Here is a 25831-nt window from a genome sequence, read left to right on the forward strand (position 1 = left end):
ATTATATATTACATGATCAATATGATGTAGTATTAATTAAAAAAGAGAGTGTGTAATATGGACAAAAAGTTGTTATTGGTTCTATCCTTCTTATTGTTGGGAGTAGGATACATTATGGCACAAACAACAAAGATTACTGGGACAGTTCTGGATGATTTTAATGAGCCGGCAATCGGTGTCTCTGTTGTAGTGAAAGGGACAAATATTGGTACCATAACAGGTGTTGATGGAACGTATACTATCAATATGCCTGAGGGTAAAACGGTATTAGTATTTTCTCTTATAGGAATGAAGACTAAAGAAGCTGTCGCTTCTGACGGGATGAAAGTCGTGATGGAAAATGATGACAAAATTTTGAATGAGGTGGTAGTAACAGCAATGGGTATACAGCGAGATCAGAAAATATTGGGTTATGCTGCTACTCAAATTAAATCGGATGAAATATCATCTGCGAAGTCTGGTTCTGTAATGGGTGGTTTAAATGGTAAGGTGGCAGGGGTTAACATTTCTGCAGCCGGACCTGCCGGAACATCACAAAAAGTGTTGATTCGCGGTATATCTTCATTCAACAATAATAATCCATTATATATTGTGGATGGAGTTCCAATTACTAATGAGCGTTCGGGTACTGATTATGTTGACTTCGGAAATAGTGCTAACGACATCAACTCCGAAGATGTGGAGTCAGTGACTGTACTTAAGGGAGCGTCAGCTACAGCCCTTTATGGTTCACGTGCAGCGAATGGTGTTATAATGATAACAACCAAGAGAGCAAAAAATGAAAAACTTACAGTATCGTATGATGGTGCATTTTCGGCATCGAATGTTCTTCGCGTTATGCAAACACAAGATCTTTATGGTCAAGGATGGGGTGTTTGGGATCGAGCAGAAAATGGTTCATGGGGACCACGCCTTGATGGTACTATTCATGAATGGGGTTCGGATGAATTAGATCCAGTAATGACTAAACCTTTTTCATATGTAAAAAATAATATTCGAAATTTCTATAAAACAGGATCTGAGCTAAATAATGTACTTTCGGTTCGTTATGGAACAGAAAATCTAGGACTTTACGCATCATATGGTAACGTAACTAGTAACGGAACCCTGCCAAACAATGGAGATACATATTCTCGTAACACGATTTCTTTAAGGGGTAATGCTAAATGGAATAAACTTTCAGTAGATGTATCTTTAAACTTTGCCCGTAAGGATATTCGTCGTACAGAACAAATGGAAATGGAACTTCTGCAACATGCGGTTGACGTAGATTACTCGGCAATGAAGGACTATAATGATGAACGTTATAACCTTGATAACTATTATACTTTTTATGCGACTAATCCATATTGGATGATTGATAATAATTACTATTTGTATCAAGACAATCATACGTACGGTAAAGTTGAGGCTTCTTACCAACTACTGGGTGGTCTCAAAGCTACAGCACGCCTTGGTGGAGACTTTCTTAATTATGACAGGGAGAATATAAATGCAAAAACCTCATTTATACCGGGTTCTTATAGTGACTTAGGTGGAGCTACGCCTCAAAACGGATATTATTCAAATTACAGATACAACAGAGATCAGCTAGATGCAACAGCTTTCCTTTCGGCTGACTATAGAATAGCAGATTTCTCGTTAGGTGGTACTGCCGGATGGAATCTTAATAAACGTACATATGAATATACCGGAGGTTATGTAAATGGCTTGGGTGTACCCGGATGGTATAATCTTCAGAATACAGGTTCGGCAGCTTATGCAGATCAGTATAATGAAGATAGACGATTGATAGGTATATTCGCTCAAGCAGAAGTTGGCTACAAGAATTTTATATACTTAAACTTATCGGGACGTAACGATCATTCGTCTACTCTTCCTAAAGGGAAAAATAGTTATTTCTATGGAGGAGCGAATCTATCGCTTATCCTTACAGAACTTTTACCATCGCTAAAAGATTATAAGGTAGATTTTCTAAAAGTACGTACTGCTGTAGGACAAACAGGTAATGATGCCGGAGTTTATAGAACATCTTCATGGTTTCAACCGCCGTCCGGATCTAATTCAACATATTATTACACATGGTTACCTATAAATGGAGTGTTGGGATTATCCGAATATAATAGGCTTCCTAGCCAGACATTGAAACCCGAGATTACGACTGAATACGAATTTGGTGTACAAGGTAGTTTCTTTGACAACCGGGTTCGTTTAGATTTCGCATACTATAATAAGCAAAGTAAGAATCAAATTATTTCTGCCACATTAGCTCCAGAAACCGGATATACTTCTGAAACTCGTAATGTTGGACTTTTAGAAAACAAAGGGGTGGAAATTGCAGCGGGTGTAACACCTGTACGTACAAATGACTGGGAATGGGATGTGAATGCTACATTTACTAAGAATACAGGTAAGGTTCGCGAGCTTTGGGATGGATTGAGTGAATACAATATTCTTTCATGGCGCGGTATCGAATATAGAATGAGAGTAGGAGAAAAAATTGGAACTTTCCAAGTGCCCGATATTGACCGAGTGAAAGATAAAAACAGTCCTTATTATGGCTATGCAATAGTTAACAATAATGGTTTCCTTACACAATCGGCAACCGATAAAAAAATTATCGGTTCTTCCCAACCGGATTTCATTCTTGGATTGAATACATCAGTGAAGTTTAAAGATTTCAGACTGACTGTAGTAGGAGATTGGCATAAAGGTGGATGGATGGCATCTAATACATCATATATAACCCACTTTAATGGTAACTCGACTCAAACAGTATTCAATGAACGTAACTCTTTCATCTATCCTAATTCGGTGAAAATAGTAAATGGGGAATATGTAGAAAATAATATTCCACTTATGTCAAATCAATTTAACTACTATGGCAACTATTCTTATAGCCCACTAGTAAGAGATGAAATGGTTATACCAAAAGATTTCTTTAAGATCAGGGAAATCACACTTTCTTACGATGTGCCTAAGAAGTTTTTAAGCTCCACACCTCTTAGCAAAGTTGTGTTAAGTTTTATCGGTCGTAATCTATTCTTGTTTACACCTAAGAAAAACAATTATGTAGATCCAGAAGTAGCAAACATGGGTAACGATATTGATTCTGAGTTCGGTGAAATATCCAGTGCAGCTTCGTACCGTACTTTTGGTGGTGCTATAAAGGTTGAATTTTAAATAGAAAAAAGATGAAAAAGAAAACATTAATATATATAGTCTTGTCTGTGCTTTTGACAAGCATCCCATTTACATCATGCGATGAATATTTAGATGTGAATGAGAACCCGAATTATCCGACAGACGCTAATCTTGAGAGCTTGTTGCCTGCTGCGGGTGCAAGTACCGTTGCACAATGGGGGTTAAATGGTCAGTTGATAGGTGATCTATGGTGCCAGTATGTTACTCAGGGTAATTCTACAAACCAATATAATACGACTGTAAACTATAGCTTGAACCAAGATTCATATAATGCTTTTTGGACTAATGCTTATGCTAATACGCTAAAGGATTTGAAAATTATGATTCCTTTGGCCGAAAAGGAAGGTGCATGGAACTATTGGTTGATAGGCAAAGTCTTGACAGCCTATAATTTTCATTTGCTTACCGATTTATACGGAGATATACCATTTACCGAAGCTTTAGATATAAGTAACTATCCGGCACCAAAATACGATGACAGTAAAACTGTTGTATATCCGGGTATCATCGCACTTTTGGATGAGGCTATTGCTAAAGCTGCTCAAGCTAAAGGGCCAGGTAATCCCCTAATCGGCCCTAAAGATTTCTTTTTTGGAGGAGATATTGATAACTGGGTAGCTTTTGCTAAAAGTTTAAAGTTGAAAATCTACATGCGTGATTTTGAGGCTAACAAAGCTAAGATAGAAGCTCTCATTAATGCAGGTGGATTATTTAATGGCGACTGTGTCTTTGTGAAGTTCGAAGATGCGACTAATAAAGGAAATCCTTTATATGAATACAATATCCGTCAGTTGAATACTAAAGAGAATATAAGAGCTTGTCATACATTCTTAGAATTTTTGTTAGCTACAAATGATCCTCGTATTGAAAAAATTTACGAGTTGACAGCAACAGCAAAAGAAGCTCTTGCCGAAGGGGAAGAACTTACCTACAGAGAAATGTACGGTGGTTTACCTTGTGGAACCAAGCCTTCTACAACTGAGGGTGCAGCAGATGCAGTACCTATCGTAAATTCATCTAGATATAAACAAGCCTTCTCTGATAGCGTTTTCTTGATGAATGCGGCTGAGTCTTATTTCCAGATAGCAGAAGCTCAGGCAAGACTAGGTAAGGTAAGTGAAGCTAAAACGGCTTATGATAATGGTGTCCGTAAAGCATTTGCTCGTTGGGGATACGATGCAACAGACTTTATAAAAGCTGGAGGTCCTTATGCATTTGATAGTTCTTCTTTAGATGCAATGATGAAAAGTATTTTAACTCAAAAATGGGCGGCTGGAGCGAAAGCAAATTCATGGGATTCGTGGATGGACCGAAATCGTACAGGTATTCCTGCTATTAGCGATGCAGAGAAGGTTCGTGAGAGTAATGTTACCCCTGGGCTTCTTGAAGGATATGAATTAGGGACTCTAGTACGTCCGGGTACAACAGTACTCCAACCAAGAGAGATACCACGTCGATTACCTGTGCCTAATGTTTCAGCTTTATATAATCCAAATGCTCCGGCAACTAAACCAACTCAAGAGCCATTGTGGTGGCAGGTTCCTAATGGTAAGTAATATGAAACAAATCGATTTCAATTTTAGTATTAAGTATTTAAAAAAAGAAAAAATGAAACAAATAAGATATATTCCTTTCCTATTGTTATTGTTGGTGGGATTCATCTCTTGCGAGACATATGGAGATTATGAAATTGAATATTCCTCTATCCACCCTCTGGGAGGTAAATACAGGGTAGTAGTGAAAGATGAAACAGGTGCGCAGGTATATAAAAACTATTGTGAGATATCCAATACTACAAATGAGTCTACAACTCAGTGTTGGCTTCGGATAGGAGCTTACTCTCTTAGTGGAGCGAATGCTTATTCAATCAATGGGAAGATTAATTGCGATCTGAAAACGCTTACATTTTCTGGGACTAATATAGAGAATCTAGCTGGTAATGTAGCTACATCAACAAACACATTTACTTTGACAGATGGTAAAGTTACCCTACAAGGAGCTACTGCACCATCAGGTACTGTAGCGGATGCAATATCCTTTACTTTTACAAATTCTCGTTTTCCGGGAAAGACTTATACTGTTGAAGGATACCGCTATACAGGTTGGTCAGAAGATTAAATGTTTGGTTGATAAAGTTGAAAAGAGAGGAGACAGGGTACGCTCCTTTAAGTCGTACCCAATTCATACGAGCACACTTTTAATACAGTGATGTATCAAACTTGAAAGAGACTGACAGTCCGTAAAAGGCCAGTCTCTTTTTTATTGTAATAAATCAAATGTGTTAAATCAGAACTAATTGGCCGTAGCCTTAACTCTCTCCTCCTGACTCATATTTGCTAATTCTTTAACTCTTGATACATCAAGGCCTAGCCCTTCAGCAACACGAGTTCCATATTCAGGATGGGCTTTGTAGAATATTGCTGTTTGACGGTATTGGATGCGTTGTTGTGCGTTCTTTATATGCCCTACTATATTGCTTATCAAATTGTTTCTGTCATAGTCAGACATTACGCGAGAATATAGTTCTCCAGCTTGTACATAATCTATATCACCCAGAGGATATTCATGGCGAGCCGCTATTCCTTGTACATTAATAGAAGGTGGCGTAAATTTCGCATCAGGTGTAGCACCGTTAAATGAGTTTGGATAATAGTTTGGTGCAGCCTGATTGCCAATATTCATATATCCGTCACGTTGGTAGTTATGCATTGGGCATTTCGGCGCATTTACAGGTAACTGATCGAAATTTGCTCCTAGACGGTGACGATGAGTGTCAGGGTAGCTGAATAGACGAATCTGAAGCATCTTGTCGGGAGATGAAGCGATACCCGGAACAAAATTGCTAGGAGAAAACGCCGCTTGTTCAATTTCATTGAAATAATTCTGCGGATTTCTATTTAATACAAACTTTCCAACCGGGATAAGAGGATAATCTCCTTGGTACCAAACTTTAGTAATGTCGAATGCATCGAATTTATAATTGTCAGCCTCTTCCGGTTTCATTATTTGTACATAGGCAGTCCATGATGGAAAATCTCCTTTTTCGATACTGTTGTATAGATCACGAGTTGCATAGTCTGGGTCTGTACCTGCCAGTTCAGTAGCTTCTTTGTCTGTCAGGTTCTTTATTCCCTGATTTGTTTTAAAATGCCATTTTATCCAGAAATGTTCTCCTTTTGCGTTATACCACATATATGTGTGGCTTGAGAATCCATGCATATGGCGATATCCATCAGGTGTACCTCTATCAGAGAAAAGAATTGTTACTTGATGAATACTTTCCGGTGTTAATGAAAGAAAGTCCCAGAAAGCGTCTGCATCTTTTAGATTAGAAAGAGGATTCCTTTTTTGAGTATGGATAAAATCAGGAAACTTAATACCATCCCGAATAAAGAAGGTTGGTGTATTGTTTCCTACCATATCATAGTTTCCCTGGTCTGTATACAACTTTAATGCAAATCCACGTGGGTCACGAGCTGTGTCAGCAGACCCTTTTTCACCTCCTACTGTTGAGAAGCGAGCCAGCATATCGGTTCTTTTTCCAACTTGTGATAGGAAGTCTGCACAAGTGTATTTTGTCACATCGTGAGTAACTTCAAAATAACCAAATGCTCCGGAGCCTTTTGCGTGAACAACTCTTTCAGGAATACGTTCTCTGTCGAAATGAGCAAGTTTTTCTACAGTATGTACATCTGATAATAATGTCATTGTAGGATTTTGAGTTGTGATAGATGCCTGGTCATTGTCAACAGGATTCCCCTGGTTGGTTGTCAAGATTTTTTTGTTTTTTTCCATGATGTAGTATGTTAAGAAATTAGTATGATCATTAAGGTCGTTAGTGTAATTTAAACGACAAGCCTTATTGTTATTAACAATTTTGAACGGATATTGTTCGTCATAAAAATGCCCTGTTTAATAAAAAGAATCTTTTCATATCCTAATATTTAGTCTGCCTTGTTTAAGATGTTGGATATGTGTATCTTTATAAAAACATAAATAGCGAAAATGTATGATTAACCTTGTTACAGTAAAATCGTCGGATATATATAATGATATATCTATTGCAAAGACCTACTTAGAAGATAATGGAATTTTCTGTATTCTAAAAGATGAGTTGACGAACCAAGTTCATCCATATGCTATTGGAGGTGTAAAACTTCAGGTAAAGAACGAAGATGTTGAAGAAGCGATTAAACTTCTTATAGAAGGAGGCTTTTCAAAAAAAGAAGATTTTGAAATCCCTGAATCGACTTTACGTATAGTTCGTATTTATGAAAAGATCGTGTCATTCTTTTCAAAGAACAAATAGTTACATCCTTAGCATTCCTTTATATTCAGGGTCATAGTTCTGTATCCACCATTTATACATAAATACTGCTGTAATGCAGTAGACTCCGGCTTGTATCCATAGTGTAATGTATTCAAACCAAACATCGGTTAATGTTGCTCCCATAGTATTTATTTTGATAAATCCATGTATGCCCGGAGTAGATGGGATAATATAAGCGATAGTTTTTATTGGATCCGGGATGGCTGTCCATGGCCATGAAATTCCAGATATAAAGATAAATAAGACACTGGTAAATACAAACATCATCATTCCAAATTCGCGTTGCGAGCAAAAGTAAGATAATGTCATAGCAAAGAAAGTAGCTGCTAATAAGAATGGCATTAAAAAAGCCGCAATTACTAAAGGATCACCTATTTGCGGAAATTTAAATAAATAGGGAATAACTCTCAATACCCAGACCGAAATTAGCATATATAATGAAGCATAGCAAAAGGCCTTGCCTATGGTTAGCTTTAGCGGATGGACATTCTTGCCTTCAGCTGTATGTGATGCAACAGAGAAGCGTTTCTTATCATTGTGAGTACCTACAATAGTGGAGATTCCCAGTATTAGAGTCTGTTGTATTATCAGTACCAAAATAGCAGGGACAAGGAAACTAGCAAATCCATTTTGGGGATTATATAGTGGTATCCATTCACTATCTACTGTTTGTCGTGTTGCCGCATCTTGTTCCTGACTACCGCCTCCAATTTCTGCTACACGAATGTCTGCTCCCATGTTGAGAGATACTTCAGTGGCGCTTAATAGTATTGCTTTGTAGAATAATAAACTACTCATGTCTGAAAATACACTGACCTGCGTCTGTTGTTGTGTGTTGATGTTTTTGCTAAAATCTCGGGGGATATATATAATGCCATAGGCTTCTTTTCGACGCATAGCTTCTTTGGCTTCTTCCATATTGGTGGCGTAACCGATTACTTTTATGTCGGCAGTCGCATCTACTTTACGCTTAAATTCACGAGATAAGGTAGTATTAGACTCATCCACCACAATGGCTTTTACCTCATGTACTGTTTCGTTGTTGTATATGAAGCTATACAAGACCGGATAGGCTAGGGGAACTATAAAAAATAAGAGTATTACAGCTTCATCTTTGAAGACAACTTTTAGTTCGTTGATCCAAACATAATATATATCCAGTAGTAATTTCTTCATATTATTCTGATTCTTTTTTTATCCGTTATTCTTCATATATATTACTTGCCAACATTTTTTTGACAGTGTTGAAGAAAATTATGGATAACAATACAAAAGCTAATAAAGCAGCATATTGATACATAGAGTATCCTATTGAGATACCATTTAGGGCTTGATCTACATATATAAGAAAGAAATGGCGTAGAGGAAACAGGTTACTTAAAGCATTCAAACTCCCGTCCATAGCCAGCGTAGAGAATGAGAAGCCGGCAATTGAAAATGATACCATACCAATAAGGCTAGCAATGCTTAAAGCCAAACGGTAATTTCTAAATATTCCTAAAAGAATAAGTCCCACCGCCTGTGCCGCAAGTATCAAACAAAAGTAGTTGAGAAACATAGGCCAAAAGCCATTGTGTAGAGGGAACTTATTTATATAGTAGAATATTGACATAAACAGAAGTGCTATTCCAGTATAAATAATAGTGTATGGCAATAGCTTTCCTACAATAACTTTAAGGATAGAGTTGTCCCCCATTTCCAGCAGTCTACGTCCAGATCCGGATTTTATTTCCGATCCGAAACAAGATACTGTGAACATTAGGATTATAAGTTGTAATATGCCGGGCATCAAGATATTATTAAGGTAAACCGAGTAGTTTAGCCAAGGGTTACCCAATGGATGTGCGTCTATTGTTATCGGTTGTAAAATAGGCATTATCTGATTTTCTGTAAAACCTTTAGCTTCAGCGGTCTGTAGCCCAACAGAGGCAGACGCAAGTGTTGATATTGTTTTCAGATCCTGAAACAAAAGTGAACCGGAGATAAGGAATGCATTATTTGTATAATAGACCAGTTTGGGGCGATTGCCGGATATAGCATCCTTTGTGAAGTCTTTAGGGATAGTGAGGATAGCATATATCTCCATTCTTTCCATTTGATGTCTGGCTTCTCTGAACGACAAGCTTTTGTATGCAATGTCTGTTTTCTCAAAAGCATCAAGTTGGCGTACCAGAGTTCGGGTAGTAGTGGTGTTGTCCATATCGACAACGGCAATAGGTATGCGTGAAGGAAGCCCGCTATCCATCATCCATAGTAGAAAGATCATGGATAATAAAGGTGCTACGAAAATTCCCCAGATACAAATCTTAGAAGATGAAATTCGTAACCATTCCCTTTTGCATATCGTCAATATACCACTTTCTTTATTCATTTTATTCTTTTATTATCAAAGACATTCCCGGGAGTACATCTATCGATTTGTCGTTGAAGCGGGCTTTTACTTCAAATGTTTTCCGGTCATATTGACCTGTCGTTTTAGTTGCTTTCCATGCAGCATAAGAGCCAAGGTCTTTTACGTAGTAGACTGTCATTTCAACCTCTTTATCAAGAGCTGGAACATATGCCTTGATCTTAGTCCCAATATCTTTGTAGTTTTTTAAACGATCTTCACGTATATTGAAGGAGCCCCATTTATCGTCTAATTTTGCAACATTCATAATCGGAGCGCCAGTACCGACCAATTCTCCTTCATTTGGAAATTTCTCGGTTACTTTTCCATCGGTTGGTGAAATCAGATAACTTTCTGCAATATAAGACTCTACCTCAGCTACAGCCCCTTTCGCTCTGTCGAGTAATGCAAGTGCTGCTTCTTTATCTTCTCTTTCGGCTCCATTTACAGCCATGTCGTATTGCGATTTGGCTGCTTTTTCGGTTGCTATTGCCGCATTCATTTGAGCTTCTATTTCATCTCGCTTCTGAGCTGTAACTACACCCTTGTCGTAAAGGTTCTGAACACGTGTAAATGATTTTTGAGCTATGTCTACACCTACTTTTGCTTTCTGCCACATTTCAAAAGCACCTTGTATTTGTTCTACACGAGCTCCTTTTATTGCTTTCTGATTCTGGGCTGCAGCACCTTGTTGGGCAGCACTCGCCTGAGCTAGTTTTGCATCTATATCAGGAATGCTTAGAATGGCAAGGGTATCTCCTTTCTTTACAAAGCTTCCTTCGTCAACCGTATATTTATAGATACGACCGGGAACCTTACTTGAAATTCGAACCTCAGTAACATCTGCTTCTCCTTGTATTATATTATCTTCCTGATTCAGGAAAAAGAAACCATAAAGGCCTACTATTATGATTACTGCCGCAAAAACTAAGATAGGTATAAGTTTTGAGCCTGTTTTTTTGTTTTCAGTGTCCATTTTTCTATGCTGTGTTTGTTATTTACTATGGTTTACGTCCTAATGCTTTGTTTAGGTATATTTTGCAAAGAATGATATCTATTTGAGCCTCTATTTTATCTGAGTGGGCTGATAGCCATGCAGTATGTGCAGCCATTACATCTGAGGCCGCAATTACTCCTTCTTCGAAACCTACATTAGCATAACGTAAATTTTCATCGGCCTTTTCAGTATTCTTTTGAGCTGAAATTAGTTTTTTATTTGCTTCGTTTAGCTTATATACCGATTGATTAATTTGTAATGTAATTTTCTCTTTGGCTTCATCCAGTTCGAATTGTTTGATACGGGTTTCTGCTTTTGCTGCATTCAATTTTGCAGAACTAGAGTAGAAGTTTAGTGGTATTTTAAGTACAAGACCAACATTCCACATACCTCCGAATTTCTTTTCATAACCATCAAACATATTCGGGTTTGTCCACAAATAATTTGCAGTAAATGCTAGATTAGGCATAAAGTCAGCTAATGCTATTTTTTCTTGTTTCCCATATATTTTAGTGGCTAATTCGAGGCTTTTTACTTCTGTTCTATTAGCTAGAGCTTCGTTTATGTCTGGTAGGGCACCGGCTTCACTACTGATAGTCAGATTATCTAAATTTTCGTCTTGCAAAGTAATAGCATCGCTTATTTCAAGCCCACATATTTGAGACAGGAACATTTTTGCAAGACTTAATCCATTTTCCGCTTTGGTCAACGTCATTTCTGCTTCATTTAATTTGACATTCACAGAAAGTCTGTCAGCTTTAGTGGCTACACCTTCTTGCTCCATTATCGAGATGTCAGAATCCATTTTCTGCATTAATTGAACGTACGATTCTGCCAGCTTCTTTTTGTTAGCAACAGATATTACTTGCCAATATGCATTGTCTACTTCTATGATGACATCCGTCATTTGGCTTTCTTTCATATTCTTTGCCAGTTCTTGCGCATATGACCGTAGGTCGTTATAAGCAACAATTTTGCCACCGGTAAAGATCGGTTGAGTCAGATTAAAACCTCCTGCCCAAACATTCTTAATATCCACTTCTCCTATTTTATATATACCATCCTTGATATTTGGTGGAATAGGTAGTGATGTTATCCCTTCAATAGGGACTGGTAGCGGAATTGCAGACGGAATTGCAGAAGAGGAAATCAAATGCAGATTTTTCTGATTGTGTAGATAACCCCCTATGAATTGGAGCTCAGGAAAAAATTTCGATAGTGCTTCTTTTTTATTATAATACGCGATCTTCTCTTGTTCCGATGCTATTTTCAATGCTTTATTGTTTTCTATTGCCAGTTGGCGACATTGTTCCAAGCTGAGTAGTTGTTGAGCCGCAATGTTATTAGCCTGAAGAGTAAAGAAGAGAGAGAGTATTATTCCGCAACTTTTTTTTATCATATCTTCAATTAAATAAATATTTCAATATTGGTTGTTTAGGCAACTATATATCACAAAAGTATAATACTTTTTTAAGAATATGAAAAGAATATTTATAAATAAGCTATTCTATTAACATCATATAATAAAAAAAGGTTCATCTCAAGATAAACCTTTTATTTATGTTAAAAAAATATATTTAATCTTTATTGTGATAAAATTACTCTTTATAGTATACATGTTTAACACGATTCGATATTGAGGTCAGTATTTCATAGGGTATTGTATTTATTTTATTCGCTAAATCAATAACTGATGGGTCTTTTCCAAAAATGGTAACAATGTCTCCTTCCTTTACATCTATATTAGTTACATCTATCATGGTTAGATCCATACAAATATTTCCAACTATAGGAGCCTTTTGCCCGTTTACTATTACACTACCAGCCCCATTGCCGAACTGGCGGCTTATGCCATCAGCGTAACCGATACGAATCGTGGCTATGACAGCATCATGATCAAAGAATCCTTTACGTCCATATCCCACTGTTTCCCCGGCTTTGATACGCTTAATTTGTAGAATAGTCGTTTTAAGGGTACAAACATTACGAAGCCCATCAAGTCCACTGGCACTTACTCCATAAAGACTAATACCTAGTCTTACCATATCCATTTGTTCTTCAGGAAATCGTTCTATACCAGCCGAATTCAGTATGTGTTTCAATATAGGATAGTGACAATTGTTTGAAATTTCATTTGCTATCTTCTTGAATGTTTTTATTTGTTCAGAAGTAAAACTATCGAAATTCCAACTTTCACTGGCTGCCAGATGCGAGAACACAGATTGTATACGTACTCCGGTTTGCATTTTGACACGGTTCATTAACTCTGGAATATCTTCACTGGTGAACCCAAGCCGGTGCATTCCTGTATCTATTTTTATGTGAATAGGGTAATTTGTAATACCCTGTAATTTAGCTTCTTTTATAAATGCATCAAGTATTCTGAAATTATAAACTTCAGGTTCTAAAGAGTATGTTGCAAGCTCCTCAAAACCTCCAACCTCGGAATTAAGAACTATAATAGGAACTTTAATGCCTTGTTTTCTGAGTATTACACCTTCTTCAGCTACAGCTACGGCCAGATAGTCACATTTGTGATACTGTAAGGTTTTAGCTATTTCGGAAGAACCAGTTCCATAACCATCGGCTTTTACCATACAAATCATCTTTGTTTTAGGATCTAGTTTTGAACGATAGAATTTAAAGTTGTGAACGATAGCATCCAAATCTACATCCAATACTGTCTCATGAGTTTTTACTTCCAACAGCTTATTAATACTTTCGAAAGAAAAACTTCTGGCTCCTTTCAATAAAATAAACATATCTTGAAAGTCGTGCCACACATTAGAGTGGATAAAATCGTCAGTTGTATTAAAAAAAAGGCTTTCAGTTTCTTTAAACATTTCTTTGTGGGCCGATATTTCTTTCCCAATACCAATAAGCAGATCTATATTTTTATTTAAAACCAGATTTGAAGCCAGATAATAAAGATCTTTTGGTACAAGTCCCGATTGCGGAATGTCTGATATAATAAGTACCTTCTTTTGTTCACTGTTTGTTGCTCTTTGAGCTAAGAAGTCTAAGGCAATATTTAAAGAGTTTATATCAGAGTTGTAAGAGTCGTTTATCAGGGTTGTATTATTCTTTCCCGGCCTTACGTCTAATCGCATAGCTACAGGTTCGAGTGTAGCCATACGTTTATTAATTTCATCGAGGGGAACATGAAGATATATCGCTGTAGCCAATACATGTATAGCGTCTTCTATGGAAGCATTGTCAGTAAACGGAATAGTTAACTTAGAAACAAGTCCCAAAAGGGCATAATGAATGGTAGTAGTTTTCTCTTCCTTTTCTATTTTCATTATGAATAAAGGGCTTTCACTAGAACCTTTACGCGACCATGTGAGACGTTTATGTGATAGACAGGCTATCTCCATACATTCGTCTATAAGTTGGTTTTCTTCTTCACAAATAATGACATCACAGTGAATGAATAATTCTAATTTTTCAAGGCACTTTTGTTTCATTGATTTGAATCCTTCTTGATGCGCTTGTCCAATATTTGTAAGTATTCCTATTGTGGGATGTATAATAGCCTCAAGCTTAGACATTTCTTCAGGTTGGGAAATTCCTGCCTCAAAAATTCCAAGTTGGGTGTGATCGCTCATTTGCCATACTGATAGCGGTACGCCTATCTGAGAATTGTAGCTGCGAGGTGAATGGGTAATGTTGAAATCTTGATGAAGTATCTGATAAAGCCATTCTTTTACTACAGTCTTGCCATTACTGCCTGTAATACCTATAACCGGTATATTGAATTGACTCCTATGGTATGCCGCTATTCGTTGTAAAGCATTAAGTGTATTGGGGACCACTAAGAAATTAGTGCCGATAAATTCGCTCCATTCAGGGAAAAGCTCGGATACGACAAAATTTCGAACACCCAATTCATATAATTCATTTATATAATTATGCCCATCATTATTTTTTGTAGATAATGCAAAGAATAATGTTTCGGCAGGATAAAACACCTGACGACTGTCGGTAAGCAAAATGCTTATGACAGCATCATTCATTTCGGATGGTATAGCATCCAAAATTTTAGCTATTTTTTGTATGGGATATTTCATTTTTACTTTTCTTTTATGATAGCCGTGTCTCTAAGTCAGAGATTTCTCTATTACAACAAATGTATGGATATTTATGGTTGAAGGCTTTTAACTTTAACAAAGTTTGCCTTAAAAAAAGCTTATATTCATCACTTTCAATATTGATAGGACGATGGTTAAGTGCTAGGTATATTTTGTTCCATTCTTCGATAATAGGATATGTGTCTTCTTTAATATACGTTTCAGAGAATCTTTTCCATATATAATTGATTGCTGTAGAGTTTGGGTGTATCATGTCTTCATTATAGAAACGGTAATCGCGTAGTTCGTCAAGAACAATTTCATAAGATGGGAAGTAATCTACTTGGTTATGCGACTTCTTAAGGTTGTCGATGGCTAATAACAAAGTTGACTTACTTAATTGATTCTCGTGCGCACCATCTTTCATATGTCTAATCGGACTAACTGTAAGTATAATCTGTAACTTAGGATTTATAGACTGAAGGGTGTTTATCAATATCTCCCAATCTTTTATGATGCTATTAACATCCAATCGTTGTCTATCGAAAAATGATGCCGGTAATTTATGACAATTACCCACAACAGTGTTGTTATCTTTATTAAGAAAGACAAAAGCAGTTCCGAATGTTACGAATAATATATCAGCTTGCCTTAAATCTTCCGCTGCTTTCTGTATGCTGTTATTTATATTTGTAAGACATTTATTCTTATCTGTATTAGAAAAAGCCCCATGATGCCAAAAACTGTGATAGGATCCTTTATATTCAAAAATATCTTCATCAGAAAATTTCTTGTTCTCACAAAGGAACGCTAGAGCCTGACTAATAGATTTAGGATTGTATAGGATACCAAAAGGGTTTAGATTTAAATCGAATTTATTCTTGATCAAAAGCTCTCCTATATTCTCAGCAAAGCATGAGCCAAGCATCATGATACGGCTTTTATGGGATATAATTAAATCAGATTTAGGTATTTCTATTTTAGTTCTAAAATCCATTAGCTAATTGATAATAGGGTTATGCAAAAATAAGAAATAAAGAATGATTTTCTTTATCTGTAAAGGAAAATAAAAAGGGGAATGTAGAAGATTATTTTTCTGATTATATATAAAAAAAAGCTTTATATAATCATTTGTAATTCTTATCAAAATCAACAATGAAAATATTTTCCTTTGTTCTTAGAATATAAAATTTATTACTATCGATAATAGGATAATTATATAAGTTTTTAATAACCAGATCTCTGTTGTTGAATGTTTTACCAAATTCTTTGGAAATTAAGTCAAACTTATCAAAATCATGCAAGGCCACGAAATCTATATTGTTATAAATGGGAGTAAACTTCTTTAATATTGGATAAAACTGCATCATCATTTTATTTCTGGGAGCAATTCCAATGTTTCCTATTATATGTAGTTGAGGGTTGTCTTTCTTTAAGAGGTGTGGTGAAACCTGTGATATGATAAATTGATTGTATTCTTCTTGATTTTTCAATGTCTGTCCGAATAGAGATGATAATAAGAAAGAATAAAAGATAACAAAAATAAAACTTAAGGAATAAAGTTTAGTAAATTTCTTAGGAAGCTCGACAAAGAAAGAAGCAAAAATAAAAAAAATAAAGCCATAGGCTGTTTGTGTTCGTGGAAGAGGAGAGTTTTCTGTTACAAAATTTATAGCAAAAGTAGATACTATTAAAAAAAATAGGATGACAATTGCAACAATAGCTTTTTTTATATCTAGCTTTTTTAAGAAACGAATAAAAGCAAAGATGAATAAGATTAGAAAAAGAGATGTGGCTATTAGATAGCTTATGCTTAACGATTTTATCAAATCCATTAATTTAAGCCATTGATTCTTTATAATAAGAAAGAATTCAGGGTTGATAAAACTTAGTTGTCCTCGTCCCCATAAGTCAATGCCCAGCAGATAGATAGAAATTTTCCATAAAATGAAGCTGCCAATAGTTGCCGATATAAGTTTGGAGGAAAATAATATTACTTGTTTGAGCTTACCTTGTTTACAATATTGAAACATATAAAAAGATCCAATAACAAATAATCCGGTAACACTGGGTTGGTATAGGTAAAAGCAAATGTAAGAGCATACTAATGTTATTAATATAAATAATGAAGAGGATCTGTTGACGAAAAAGAAAGGTATAACAAGTATGCATATGGATAATGACATCGGTAGGCAGTCATATTTGAATACTAAATTTGATAAATAAAAAGGATTTATAATCAGGAAAAGTGAAGTCAATTTAATGCTTTTTGTTTTTTCGAGGCCTAACAGATAGCATAACAAATATCCAGTGATGCCTAGAATAATCGCACTAACGATTGTGTAATAAGGATATAGATTAATCACTATATATGGGCTCAGGGACAGGAGTCTCATGATAAAAGATGTGATGATCCTTCCGTCTGCCGTTGTCCATGAATAGCCATGCATAATACGTCCCATATCGTCTATATAGTATATATTAGCGAGTATAATAGGTAATACATATAACAGTGATAGTAGAACACTAAATAAGAGACCCTTTTTGTTTGTGTTATAGAAGTGTAGGATATTATGCATAGAAATATCGTTTATTGTTTAGTTGTCACAAAAATAATAAATTAATTGAATGATCTTGATATAAGATATCCAAGCTTCTATTCTTCTTTGTTCGGTTTGTTAAATATCTTTTTCTTATTTAAGTCAGCTATCCCAGTTTAGCCAAAAAGATAATAGGTATGTGTCTGTATGAAAGTATCTGTGGGAAGAAATCTTATTTAGGATAGAATTCTATATAAAAAAGAAAAGGTTGTCATCACGACAACCAATCTTCATTGTTAACCTTAAATCTAATACTATGAAAAACACATTACAAAGATATGAGGTGCTAATATTATATGCAAATAACTCATGGGTTATTTTTACGCATTTAAAATTGTTTAACTGAGGTGTTCAAATTGTTAATCTGAATGTTAAATTATCTTTTAGATTACAAACAAATAAAAACGATCTATAATTTAGATCGTTTTTATATAATATGTTATTCTATAGTTGTTTATGCCTATTTCTTGGCAATTTCCATTGTGTCTGATGCTATCATAAATTCTTCATCGGTAGGAACAACCATGACAATTACTTTCGAATCAGGAGCACTAATTACTGCTTCTTCACCGTGTATCTCATTATTTTTGTCATAATCTAGTTTGATCCCCATATATTCCATGTCTTTGCAGACTACCTCTCGTGTAATAGAGTGATTTTCTCCAATACCTCCGGTAAACATAAGTATGTCTAAACCTCCTAATGCTGCAGCATAAGATCCTACATACTTCTTTATGCGATATGTGAAGATGTCAAATGCTAACTGGGCTCTTTCATTTCCAGTATCCATTGCAGCACGTATTTCACGCATGTCAGACGATACTCCCGAAATGCCTAATAGACCGCTGTGTTTATTTACCAGAGTCGTAATAGCTTGGGTTCCGATATTTTCTTTTTCCATTACGAATGAGATGATGCCGGCATCCACATCTCCAGAGCGAGTTCCCATCAAAAGTCCTTCTACAGGGGTCATGCCCATAGATGTATCTATTGATTGTCCGTTTTTGATGGCAGCTAATGAACCTCCATTGCCAATATGAGCCGTAATGATACGTTGCTTTTCATATGGAAGACCTAATAACTCACAACCCTTGTGTGATACATATCTGTGGCTAGTTCCATGAAAGCCATATCTACGGATAGCATATTTTTCATATAATGAATATGGTAATCCATACATATATGCCTTAGGAGGCATTGTCTGATGATATGCGGTATCAAATACTCCCACTTGCGGTACATTACCCATCAATTCTTTAACAGCATAAATACCTGCTAAGTTAGGTGGGTTGTGTAAAGGAGCTAATTCGATACATTCCTCCATTTTTTTTATTACTTCGTCGGTAATATATACACTGCTGTTAAACTGTTCTCCACCATGTACAACACGATGACCTACAGCATCAATCTCATTTAAAGATTTTATACATCCGTACTTTTCACTAGTGAGAACTCCCAGTATATATTCTATACCTGCCTGATGTTCTAGTATCTCGCCTTCCAGTATAAGCTTATCTCCGTTGGGAAGAGGTGCTTTGAGGAAAGAACCTTTAAGTCCGATCTTCTCTATACCACCTTGAGCTAATACCTCATTGCTTTCCATATCGAAAAGCTTATATTTTATAGATGAACTACCACAGTTCAATACCAATATTTTCATGTTATTAAATTAAGTTATTCGGACCTAGTTGTTTTCCTGTTTCATCGTATATGTAGAAGCCTCTACCTGAGGATAATCCAAGTTGCTTAGAACGATAAAGACGCCAAAGAATAGGAGCGGCTTTATATTTTTTATCACCGTATTCATGGAACATATCTTCCATTAACATAACTAATTTCTCAATACCTATAATATCGGCTAAATGAAAAATACCATAGCGTTGACCGTAGATTATAGTAAATTCTTTATCTATATCTTCTATCGAGGCTACATTTTCCATCCATATCTCGCAAGCTTCATTAAGCATTGTAATCATTAGTCGGAAACTAACGAGACCACTGCTTTCGTGAACAGAGATCGGCTCATGTTTTATCATATGAGCAAACAGATAGATCTTGTCAACAGCTTCTTGAGATGTAAACGTACCTCTTACGACTTCCAAAAGTCGCGCATCTGTATGCGAAATAGGAAAATGTAAACTAATACAGCGTTCTTTATGCGTTAATTCTGCTGCCAGTTCGCTAATAATGACTGTTGTTGCATTTGTCGCAATGATGGCTTCCGGAGGCAGAACGCGTTCTAGGTTACGGAAAACTTCTTTTCGTAATTCTGTACTACGTTCCCCATTCGCCTCGTAGCGGATACACTCTATAACGAAATCACACCCAACTAAATCACGATAGTCTAACGATCCTTTTATACGCCCCATCGTAGCACGTTTTTCACTCTGGGTTAAACCCCAGTTCTCTATTTTTGTGTCTAGTCCGTGACCGATATCTTGGAGGGCTTCTTGAATTCTTTCTTCCGAAACCTCAATGAAAACAACTTCCATGCCCGAAAGTGCAGTCAGACTCACTATATGTCTACCATCGCGACCGCAACCTACAACTCCGATTTTGGAAAAAAGCGATCTTTTTTTGTGTTTACTGCTTAGCCCGTATTCTTCAATAGGCTCTATTATTTCTGCCATATATATATTGTTGATTATTATTTGTTTTTTGCAGCGATTGCCTGATTTGCGGCGATTGCAACCATATTGTAAATATCGCTAACAGAGCAACCTCTTGATAGGTCGTTTACAGGTGCGGCCATTCCTTGCAATATAGGGCCTACAGCTTCTGCTCCACCTAAACGTTGTACTAATTTGTAGGCAATATTTCCTACTTCGAGTGAAGGGAATACCAGTACATTTGCTTTTCCGGCAACTTTGCTGTCCGAAGCTTTTTGTTTCCCAACAGATGGAACCAGTGCAGCATCAGCTTGTAGTTCTCCGTCTATATTCATTGTAGGATCAATTTTCTGAGCTAATTGTGTTGCTTCTATAACTTTATCTACCATAGGGCTTTTAGCGCTACCTTTTGTAGAGAAGCTTAGTATGGCTACCTGAGGCTCTTCACCCACCAATGCACGGGCTGTATGTCCTGTTGCTACAGCTATTTCAGCTAGCTGAGAGGCTGTAGGATCAGGGGTCACTGCACAATCTGCAAAAACAAGCAGGCCATCTTTTCCATATTCTTTCTGTGTAGTAAACATTAGAAAAGCTCCTGAAACAACGCTTATTCCGGGTGCTGTTTTTATTATTTGAAGTGCGGGGCGAAGGACATCTCCGGTCGTATTTTGTGCTCCGGCTATTTCTCCATCGGCATCTCCGTTTTTGATCATCAGGCAAGCTATATATAAAGGGTCTTCTGCCAGTTTAGCGGCTTGCTCTATTGTCATACCTTTAGCTTTTCTTAGGTCAAAGAGGAGATTAGTATATATTTCTTTTTTATCATATGCTAGAGGATCCAACAAGATTGCTTTGTCTATGTGTTTCAGGTTTAGGCTTGCAGCCAGGTCTTTTATTTGCTTTGTATTGCCTATTAAGATGATGTCTGCTACTCCATCGGCTAATAGTTCGTCAGCAGCTTTAATCGTTCTTTCTTCGGTTCCTTCGGGTAAGACAATACGTTGTTTGTTTGATTTAGCTCTTTCTACAATTTGTTTAATTAAGTCCATATGATGATATTATTTATTTATGATTGTATAATGAATGTTAAATTATTGCTGTTTTTTAATGCTGTACAAATATACTAAAAATGCTATCTGAGCTTTGCAATTATAAGATAAAAAAGTACTTTAAAACGTAAAATTAGCTAAATGAATTTACTTCCATCTATATTCAAGATCAGTAATGAAGGATATGTCAAAGTTTTTATTGTACTGTTTTAATTGTTTTTGAATAAGATTTATGTTCGGGATTTGTCTCTTTGGTATGATGATAGGTGGAAAGTTAGATATTTGTAAAAAGAAATATTCCTGAATTTCTTCTATATTCAATAAGTTGTGTATGTCGAATGTGTGGGAGTTTTTATTATTGATTAAATCAATTTGTTTGTCCTGTAATATCAGCGTTGTAGTTTGTGGAAAGCAGTCTTTGTTGGCATTTATAACTTTTGATTTTAATAGACGTTTGTAAAACCATTTTGACCACCAGGGATGAACAATAAAAAACAGTACTGCCGATCCAAGGAAGTAATAGGAGTAGATGCTGAAGTATCCATCAAAAAATAGAATAAGTCCACATAATAAGGATAAGCCTATAATTCGATATTTATCTTTTATGCGCTGCTTCTTAAAATCTTCGTTTTTAAAGGCATGGTATAGTTGCAGATTTAGAAAGTCTTCTTCATTGAGTGTATAATGTATTTGAAGAGAATCCTGTTTTAAAGCGGTTTCCATTTTTTAGTTTCTATGTTGGTCGATAACTTTATATGTAAAATGAAAAAGACTCTAATAATCACAATAGAGGAAATTATTAGAGTCCTTTTGTTTAAGAATTAATTATTTATTTGTTTTTCTCTCTTTCATCGGCTAGAGCAACAAAGTCTTTAAGCTTTTCTACCATGTTTGAACTTCCACAGTAAAACGGAGTACGTTGATGTAATTCTGTCGGTTGTATTTCTAAAATTCGATTTCTGCCATCTGTAGCACTTCCTCCGGCCTGTTCTGTTATAAATGCCATTGGATTACACTCGTATAGTAGGCGGAGTTTACCCTTAGGCGATTTATGGGTGGATGGATAAAAATAGATTCCTCCTGTTATCAGGTTACGGTGGCAATCTGAAACAAGACTACCTATATATCTCGCTGTATAAGGACGATCTTCTTTTTCCTCCTGACAGTATTTGATATAGTCTTTCACCGCTTGAGGGAAATGGACATAGTTTCCTTCATTAACAGAGTATGTTTTCGCATTTTTAGGGCATCTCATATTAGGATGCGATAAATAGAAACTTCCAATTGCTGGATTAAGGGTAAACCCATTTACACCACGGCCAGTTGTGTATACAATCATAGTTGATGTACCATACAAAATATAGCCTGCTGCTACTTGATTTACTCCGGGTTGAAGAAAGTCTTCCATTGTAACTGGAGAACCTACAGGTGAAATGCGGCGATAGATAGAAAAAATTGTTCCTACAGAAACATTTACTTCAATGTTGGATGATCCGTCAAGAGGATCCATCAAAACGACATATTTGTTGTTATGTCCTTCGTCTAGTCCCTGAATTGTTATGAAATTGTCATTTTCTTCAGAAGCTATACCGCATACGATTTCTCTGTTTACTAACGTTTGTATGAAAACGTCGTTAGCGTATACGTCGAGTTTTTTTTGTTCTTCGCCCTGTACGTTTGTGTTTCCGGCAGCACCTAAAATGTCTACCAATCCGGCTTTGTTTACTTTGTAGCTAACTACTCTAGCTGCAAGTAGAATAGAATTCAGAAGACGGGAGAGTTCTCCTGTCGAATATCTGAAGTCCTCTTGCCTTTCAATGATAAATTCATCGAGGGTTTTTCTTGTGATATTTTTCATAATAACTCAAAAATTAGTTAATTTATTGGTGTTTCAAAGTTAAGAGAATATTTGTATTCTTCCATGCTTTATTAGATAAGGTTTATTTATAAACAGATAAACGATGCCTATGTTTAATATATGGAATAAAAAAATGCTTTTCTTTTGCTAATTAGATATTCATTTGTTGATTTAATTTACCTTTGTAAGGAATAGAACAGTCCACAAAGTATAAATATTATGGCCATAAATTATGATAGCGAAGGGGTTAAATTTCCTTCTATAAAGAAAAGAAAGACAACAAACTGGATAAAATCCGTTGTTGCAACTTATAATAAAATAGTAGGAGAAATAGGATATATTTTTTGTTCGGATGATAAGATTTTAGAAGTTAATAATCAATATTTACAGCATGATTATTATACTGATATTATAACTTTCGATTACAGTGAGGGAGATGTTGTTTCTGGAGACCTCTTTATTAGTGTCGATACTGTAAAGAGTAATTCTATTCAATTTAATACAAACTTTGATCAAGAGTTGTACCGTGTCATTATTCATGGTGTTTTACATCTTTGTGGAATAAATGATAAATCTCCTGAAGAGCGAGCTTTTATGACAGAATGTGAAAATAAAGCACTTGAATTATTGGATAAATCATAATTAATAATAAGTAAGTTATATAATTTAATTCTTATCTGTTCTTTATTTTTCTTCCCATCTGAATTATTGTTTTACTCCTTGATTGTTCATTGTGGTGTGATCGTTTTTAGATAAAACTTACTTTTAATACAACGAGCAAGGGCGAATCGTCCAGATTCACCCTTACCATAATAGCTATTCGCAAGTAGCTGTTACAAAAGATCTCCCCTAATAAAATTGTAATTGTAAGTAAGCTAAGTCTCGAGGGGAGTTTTTGCCTAATAAACCTAACGTATTTCGAAGTTTCCGGTTACAATGGTCGAACCAGATGTATCTTTTACATTAATTATATAATCACCTTTATTCCATTCTCCTATACTGATCAATATGGTTGAAGTTGTAGGAGTATATTGTTGAGAATAAATAACAGATCCCTTTTCATCAATTATTTGTATATCTATATCTTGGGTAAGGGCTGTTCCTAGTTCGAATTTTACATAAGAACTGTTTTTGTAAGCTTTTATTGGACTGGTTGTTACAATAAAGCTCCGAGCTAATTTCGGCCTGCTAGATTGATGAAGTCCCTGCAATTCCAATTCATCCCAATCGTCTCCTAAACTTTGTAAAAAAGATTCACCATGTAAATAATTAATTGAGTATATTTGTACATATGATAAACATGAAATAATAAACACTAATATAAGTACATATTGCTTTCTCATAACTAATAACTTTTAAGAGTAGGGAGTTTTTTACTATTTGGATAGTGCAAATCTAGTATTAGGAAAATATAAAAGCAATGCTTTTTCTTTTGATATAGATTTTTATAGCCTTCTTATTTTGTTATTTCCTGGTTTATAGAGTATTGATTAATTTTTTAGAGGTTTCGATATAGATTTTTTTTGTGCTATTTTAGGTGAAAGTACTGTTTATAATATACTTTTATGCTGTCATTTTTATAGATTTATTAAATTTAGGACAATTATGTATCAGAAGATAGCAATTTTTTTACTTATCGTTGTAGCGGTATTTTTCTTAAGCTGTAATTTTAGAGGGAATCATGCTGACAAAATATTAGAGTTAGCCGAATCTCTAATTCAACAAAACCCTGACTCTGTATTGCACATATTGGAATTTCAATTGCATCCTAATGAATTAGAAGAAGATCTCTTCAATAGATATATTTTATTGTATACTCAGGCTAAGGATCAGACAAATAGAGATATTGCGAATGATACCCTTGTTCTAAAAGCTAAAGAATATTTTGTAAATAAAGGGGATTATAGGAGGGCCGCTTTTGCCTCTTTTTATAGTGGGCATATATTTGCTGCCCGGAATGATAAGAAAAACGCGATGTTGGCTTATTTGGATTCTGAAGATTATTTAAAAACTGAAGGTGATGAAGCCTTAAAGGGACTTGTTGAATATTATATAGGAGATATTAATTACGATCAGTTGTTGAAAGATGATGCAATCGGAAGATATAGAAAAGCGGCTGAGCACTTTAAAAAAGCAAATAAATATAAAAATGAAATTATAACATATAATAAAATGGGAATTTCCTTTTTAATGAAGAAGGAAGTTGATAGCTGTTTCCATTACTATAATAAGGGCTTGGCTCTTGCAAAAATACAAAACGATTCACTCGAAATTGCTTATGTGATGCGTAATATGGGGGTTGCCTACAGCAAAATAGATGATTATAATAAAGCAAGCGCTTATTTTAGGGAATCTGTATTATATGCACCCAAGGATAACGATAAAGCAAAGCTATTTTTGAATATGGCTTATTGCTTTAAGAATGAGCAAAATAAAGATTCATGTTTATACTATATCAATAAATCACTGGAGGCATTGAAGGGAAAAGAAGAGTCTTCTACAAAGAGTATTGCTTATCATCTTTTATCCGATATAAAGGAAAAAGATGGAAGTTATAAAGAAGCTCTAATACATCAAAAAGAATATATAACAGAAGTCAAAAAGAAAATGGAAGATATTAACAATCAGGCAATCCTGGATGTTCAGAAGAAATATGACTTTGAATTGATGCAAAATGTAAATAATAGGCTCTTTATAGAAAAGCAATCAGCATTACTAATTATTC

Annotated in this window: 19 protein-coding genes and 1 pseudogene; 6 read left to right on the top strand and 14 right to left on the bottom strand. The window is 35.5% G+C overall.

The genetic code is table 11. The annotated features are described in order from the left end of the window. Positions 1-57 precede the first annotated feature (57 nt). From JGH11_RS10700 to JGH11_RS10710, 3 genes are read left to right on the top strand one after another with little or no spacing between them, the layout of a single operon-like run. Entirely contained in the window at positions 58-3183 is a 3126-nt protein-coding gene (locus tag JGH11_RS10700) for a SusC/RagA family TonB-linked outer membrane protein (RefSeq protein WP_201111584.1), read from the top strand. Positions 3184-3194: 11 nt separating this feature from the next. Further along, the gene (locus tag JGH11_RS10705) at positions 3195-4760 is read left to right on the top strand and encodes a SusD/RagB family nutrient-binding outer membrane lipoprotein (RefSeq protein WP_201111585.1); all 1566 of its coding nucleotides are present in this window, start codon (positions 3195-3197) and stop codon (positions 4758-4760) included. A 52-nt stretch (positions 4761-4812) separates the two neighbouring features. Then, positions 4813-5322 (top strand): lipid-binding protein, encoded by a 510-nt coding sequence (locus tag JGH11_RS10710; protein WP_201111586.1) that lies wholly within the window; start codon positions 4813-4815, stop codon positions 5320-5322. Positions 5323-5496: 174 nt separating this feature from the next. Here JGH11_RS10710 and JGH11_RS10715 read toward each other — a convergent pair whose 3' ends face one another. Beyond that, a complete protein-coding gene (locus JGH11_RS10715) occupies positions 5497-6999 on the bottom strand; it encodes a catalase (protein ID WP_201111587.1) in 1503 nt (500 codons plus the stop codon). Between the two features lie 214 nt (positions 7000-7213). Between JGH11_RS10715 and JGH11_RS10720 the strand changes: the two genes are divergently transcribed. After that, complete coding sequence (locus JGH11_RS10720; protein WP_201111588.1) at positions 7214-7513, top strand: putative signal transducing protein; 300 nt, start codon at positions 7214-7216, stop codon at positions 7511-7513. Here JGH11_RS10720 and JGH11_RS10725 read toward each other — a convergent pair whose 3' ends face one another. The 12 genes from JGH11_RS10725 to fbp form a co-directional block, all read right to left on the bottom strand. Next, the gene (locus JGH11_RS10725) at positions 7514-8710 is read right to left on the bottom strand and encodes an ABC transporter permease (protein WP_201111589.1); all 1197 of its coding nucleotides are present in this window, start codon (positions 8708-8710) and stop codon (positions 7514-7516) included. A gap of 25 nt (positions 8711-8735) precedes the next feature. After that, entirely contained in the window at positions 8736-9905 is a 1170-nt protein-coding gene (locus tag JGH11_RS10730) for an ABC transporter permease (RefSeq protein WP_201111590.1), read from the bottom strand. A 1-nt stretch (position 9906) separates the two neighbouring features. Further along, the gene (locus tag JGH11_RS10735) at positions 9907-10899 is read right to left on the bottom strand and encodes an HlyD family secretion protein (RefSeq protein ID WP_201111591.1); all 993 of its coding nucleotides are present in this window, start codon (positions 10897-10899) and stop codon (positions 9907-9909) included. Between the two features lie 25 nt (positions 10900-10924). Next, positions 10925-12319 carry a TolC family protein gene (locus JGH11_RS10740; protein WP_201111592.1) on the bottom strand — a complete coding sequence of 465 codons (1395 nt, stop codon included), beginning with the start codon at positions 12317-12319 and terminating at the stop codon, positions 10925-10927. A 199-nt stretch (positions 12320-12518) separates the two neighbouring features. Then, complete coding sequence (locus JGH11_RS10745; RefSeq protein WP_201111593.1) at positions 12519-14990, bottom strand: bifunctional UDP-N-acetylmuramoyl-tripeptide:D-alanyl-D-alanine ligase/alanine racemase; 2472 nt, start codon at positions 14988-14990, stop codon at positions 12519-12521. 13 nt (positions 14991-15003) lie between these two features. Next, positions 15004-15987 (bottom strand): GSCFA domain-containing protein, encoded by a 984-nt coding sequence (locus JGH11_RS10750; RefSeq protein ID WP_201111594.1) that lies wholly within the window; start codon positions 15985-15987, stop codon positions 15004-15006. A 130-nt stretch (positions 15988-16117) separates the two neighbouring features. Beyond that, entirely contained in the window at positions 16118-17569 is a 1452-nt protein-coding gene (locus JGH11_RS10755; protein WP_201111595.1) for a glucosyltransferase domain-containing protein, read from the bottom strand. Between the two features lie 481 nt (positions 17570-18050). Next, positions 18051-19250 carry an acetate/propionate family kinase gene (locus tag JGH11_RS10760; RefSeq protein WP_201111596.1) on the bottom strand — a complete coding sequence of 400 codons (1200 nt, stop codon included), beginning with the start codon at positions 19248-19250 and terminating at the stop codon, positions 18051-18053. Positions 19251-19254: 4 nt separating this feature from the next. Next, a complete protein-coding gene (locus JGH11_RS10765) occupies positions 19255-20220 on the bottom strand; it encodes a 3-hydroxyacyl-CoA dehydrogenase family protein (protein WP_201111597.1) in 966 nt (321 codons plus the stop codon). 17 nt (positions 20221-20237) lie between these two features. Beyond that, the gene (pta, locus tag JGH11_RS10770) at positions 20238-21248 is read right to left on the bottom strand and encodes a phosphate acetyltransferase (RefSeq protein ID WP_201111598.1); all 1011 of its coding nucleotides are present in this window, start codon (positions 21246-21248) and stop codon (positions 20238-20240) included. A 147-nt stretch (positions 21249-21395) separates the two neighbouring features. Then, complete coding sequence (locus JGH11_RS10775) at positions 21396-21971, bottom strand: hypothetical protein (RefSeq protein ID WP_201111599.1); 576 nt, start codon at positions 21969-21971, stop codon at positions 21396-21398. Between the two features lie 106 nt (positions 21972-22077). Then, a complete protein-coding gene (gene fbp / locus JGH11_RS10780) occupies positions 22078-23106 on the bottom strand; it encodes a class 1 fructose-bisphosphatase (protein ID WP_201111600.1) in 1029 nt (342 codons plus the stop codon). 219 nt (positions 23107-23325) lie between these two features. Here fbp and ybeY point away from each other — a divergent pair, with 219 nt between their 5' ends. Continuing rightward, on the top strand, positions 23326-23748 hold the full coding sequence (gene ybeY / locus JGH11_RS10785; protein WP_201111601.1) for an rRNA maturation RNase YbeY: 423 nt from the start codon (positions 23326-23328) through the stop codon (positions 23746-23748). A 266-nt stretch (positions 23749-24014) separates the two neighbouring features. Here the strand turns inward: ybeY and JGH11_RS10790 are convergent, their stop codons facing one another. Then, entirely contained in the window at positions 24015-24449 is a 435-nt protein-coding gene (locus JGH11_RS10790; protein WP_201111602.1) for a DUF3244 domain-containing protein, read from the bottom strand. A 262-nt stretch (positions 24450-24711) separates the two neighbouring features. Here JGH11_RS10790 and JGH11_RS10795 point away from each other — a divergent pair. Then, positions 24712-25831: pseudogene (locus tag JGH11_RS10795) on the top strand (hypothetical protein); the annotation flags it as partial.

It is taken from the genome of Dysgonomonas sp. Marseille-P4677, from assembly GCF_016652235.1.
Classification (GTDB): Bacteria; Bacteroidota; Bacteroidia; order Bacteroidales; family Dysgonomonadaceae; genus Dysgonomonas.

Bases quoted from the DNA above. Each gene is read 5' to 3' on its own strand.
- JGH11_RS10725 (WP_201111589.1), bottom strand. From the start codon at position 8,710: ATGAAGAAATTACTACTGGATATATATTATGTTTGGATCAACGAACTA.
- JGH11_RS10765 (WP_201111597.1), bottom strand. From the start codon at position 20,220: ATGGCAGAAATAATAGAGCCTATTGAAGAATACGGGCTAAGCAGTAAA.
- JGH11_RS10735 (WP_201111591.1), bottom strand. From the start codon at position 10,899: ATGGACACTGAAAACAAAAAAACAGGCTCAAAACTTATACCTATCTTA.
- pta (WP_201111598.1), bottom strand. From the start codon at position 21,248: ATGGACTTAATTAAACAAATTGTAGAAAGAGCTAAATCAAACAAACAA.
- JGH11_RS10775 (WP_201111599.1), bottom strand. From the start codon at position 21,971: ATGGAAACCGCTTTAAAACAGGATTCTCTTCAAATACATTATACACTC.
- JGH11_RS10740 (WP_201111592.1), bottom strand. From the start codon at position 12,319: ATGATAAAAAAAAGTTGCGGAATAATACTCTCTCTCTTCTTTACTCTT.
- JGH11_RS10755 (WP_201111595.1), bottom strand. From the start codon at position 17,569: ATGCATAATATCCTACACTTCTATAACACAAACAAAAAGGGTCTCTTA.
- ybeY (WP_201111601.1), top strand. From the start codon at position 23,326: ATGGCCATAAATTATGATAGCGAAGGGGTTAAATTTCCTTCTATAAAG.
- JGH11_RS10750 (WP_201111594.1), bottom strand. From the start codon at position 15,987: ATGGATTTTAGAACTAAAATAGAAATACCTAAATCTGATTTAATTATA.
- JGH11_RS10730 (WP_201111590.1), bottom strand. From the start codon at position 9,905: ATGAATAAAGAAAGTGGTATATTGACGATATGCAAAAGGGAATGGTTA.
- fbp (WP_201111600.1), bottom strand. From the start codon at position 23,106: ATGAAAAATATCACAAGAAAAACCCTCGATGAATTTATCATTGAAAGG.
- JGH11_RS10705 (WP_201111585.1), top strand. From the start codon at position 3,195: ATGAAAAAGAAAACATTAATATATATAGTCTTGTCTGTGCTTTTGACA.
- JGH11_RS10790 (WP_201111602.1), bottom strand. From the start codon at position 24,449: ATGAGAAAGCAATATGTACTTATATTAGTGTTTATTATTTCATGTTTA.
- JGH11_RS10710 (WP_201111586.1), top strand. From the start codon at position 4,813: ATGAAACAAATAAGATATATTCCTTTCCTATTGTTATTGTTGGTGGGA.
- JGH11_RS10745 (WP_201111593.1), bottom strand. From the start codon at position 14,990: ATGAAATATCCCATACAAAAAATAGCTAAAATTTTGGATGCTATACCA.
- JGH11_RS10700 (WP_201111584.1), top strand. From the start codon at position 58: ATGGACAAAAAGTTGTTATTGGTTCTATCCTTCTTATTGTTGGGAGTA.
- JGH11_RS10715 (WP_201111587.1), bottom strand. From the start codon at position 6,999: ATGGAAAAAAACAAAAAAATCTTGACAACCAACCAGGGGAATCCTGTT.
- JGH11_RS10760 (WP_201111596.1), bottom strand. From the start codon at position 19,250: ATGAAAATATTGGTATTGAACTGTGGTAGTTCATCTATAAAATATAAG.
- JGH11_RS10720 (WP_201111588.1), top strand. From the start codon at position 7,214: ATGATTAACCTTGTTACAGTAAAATCGTCGGATATATATAATGATATA.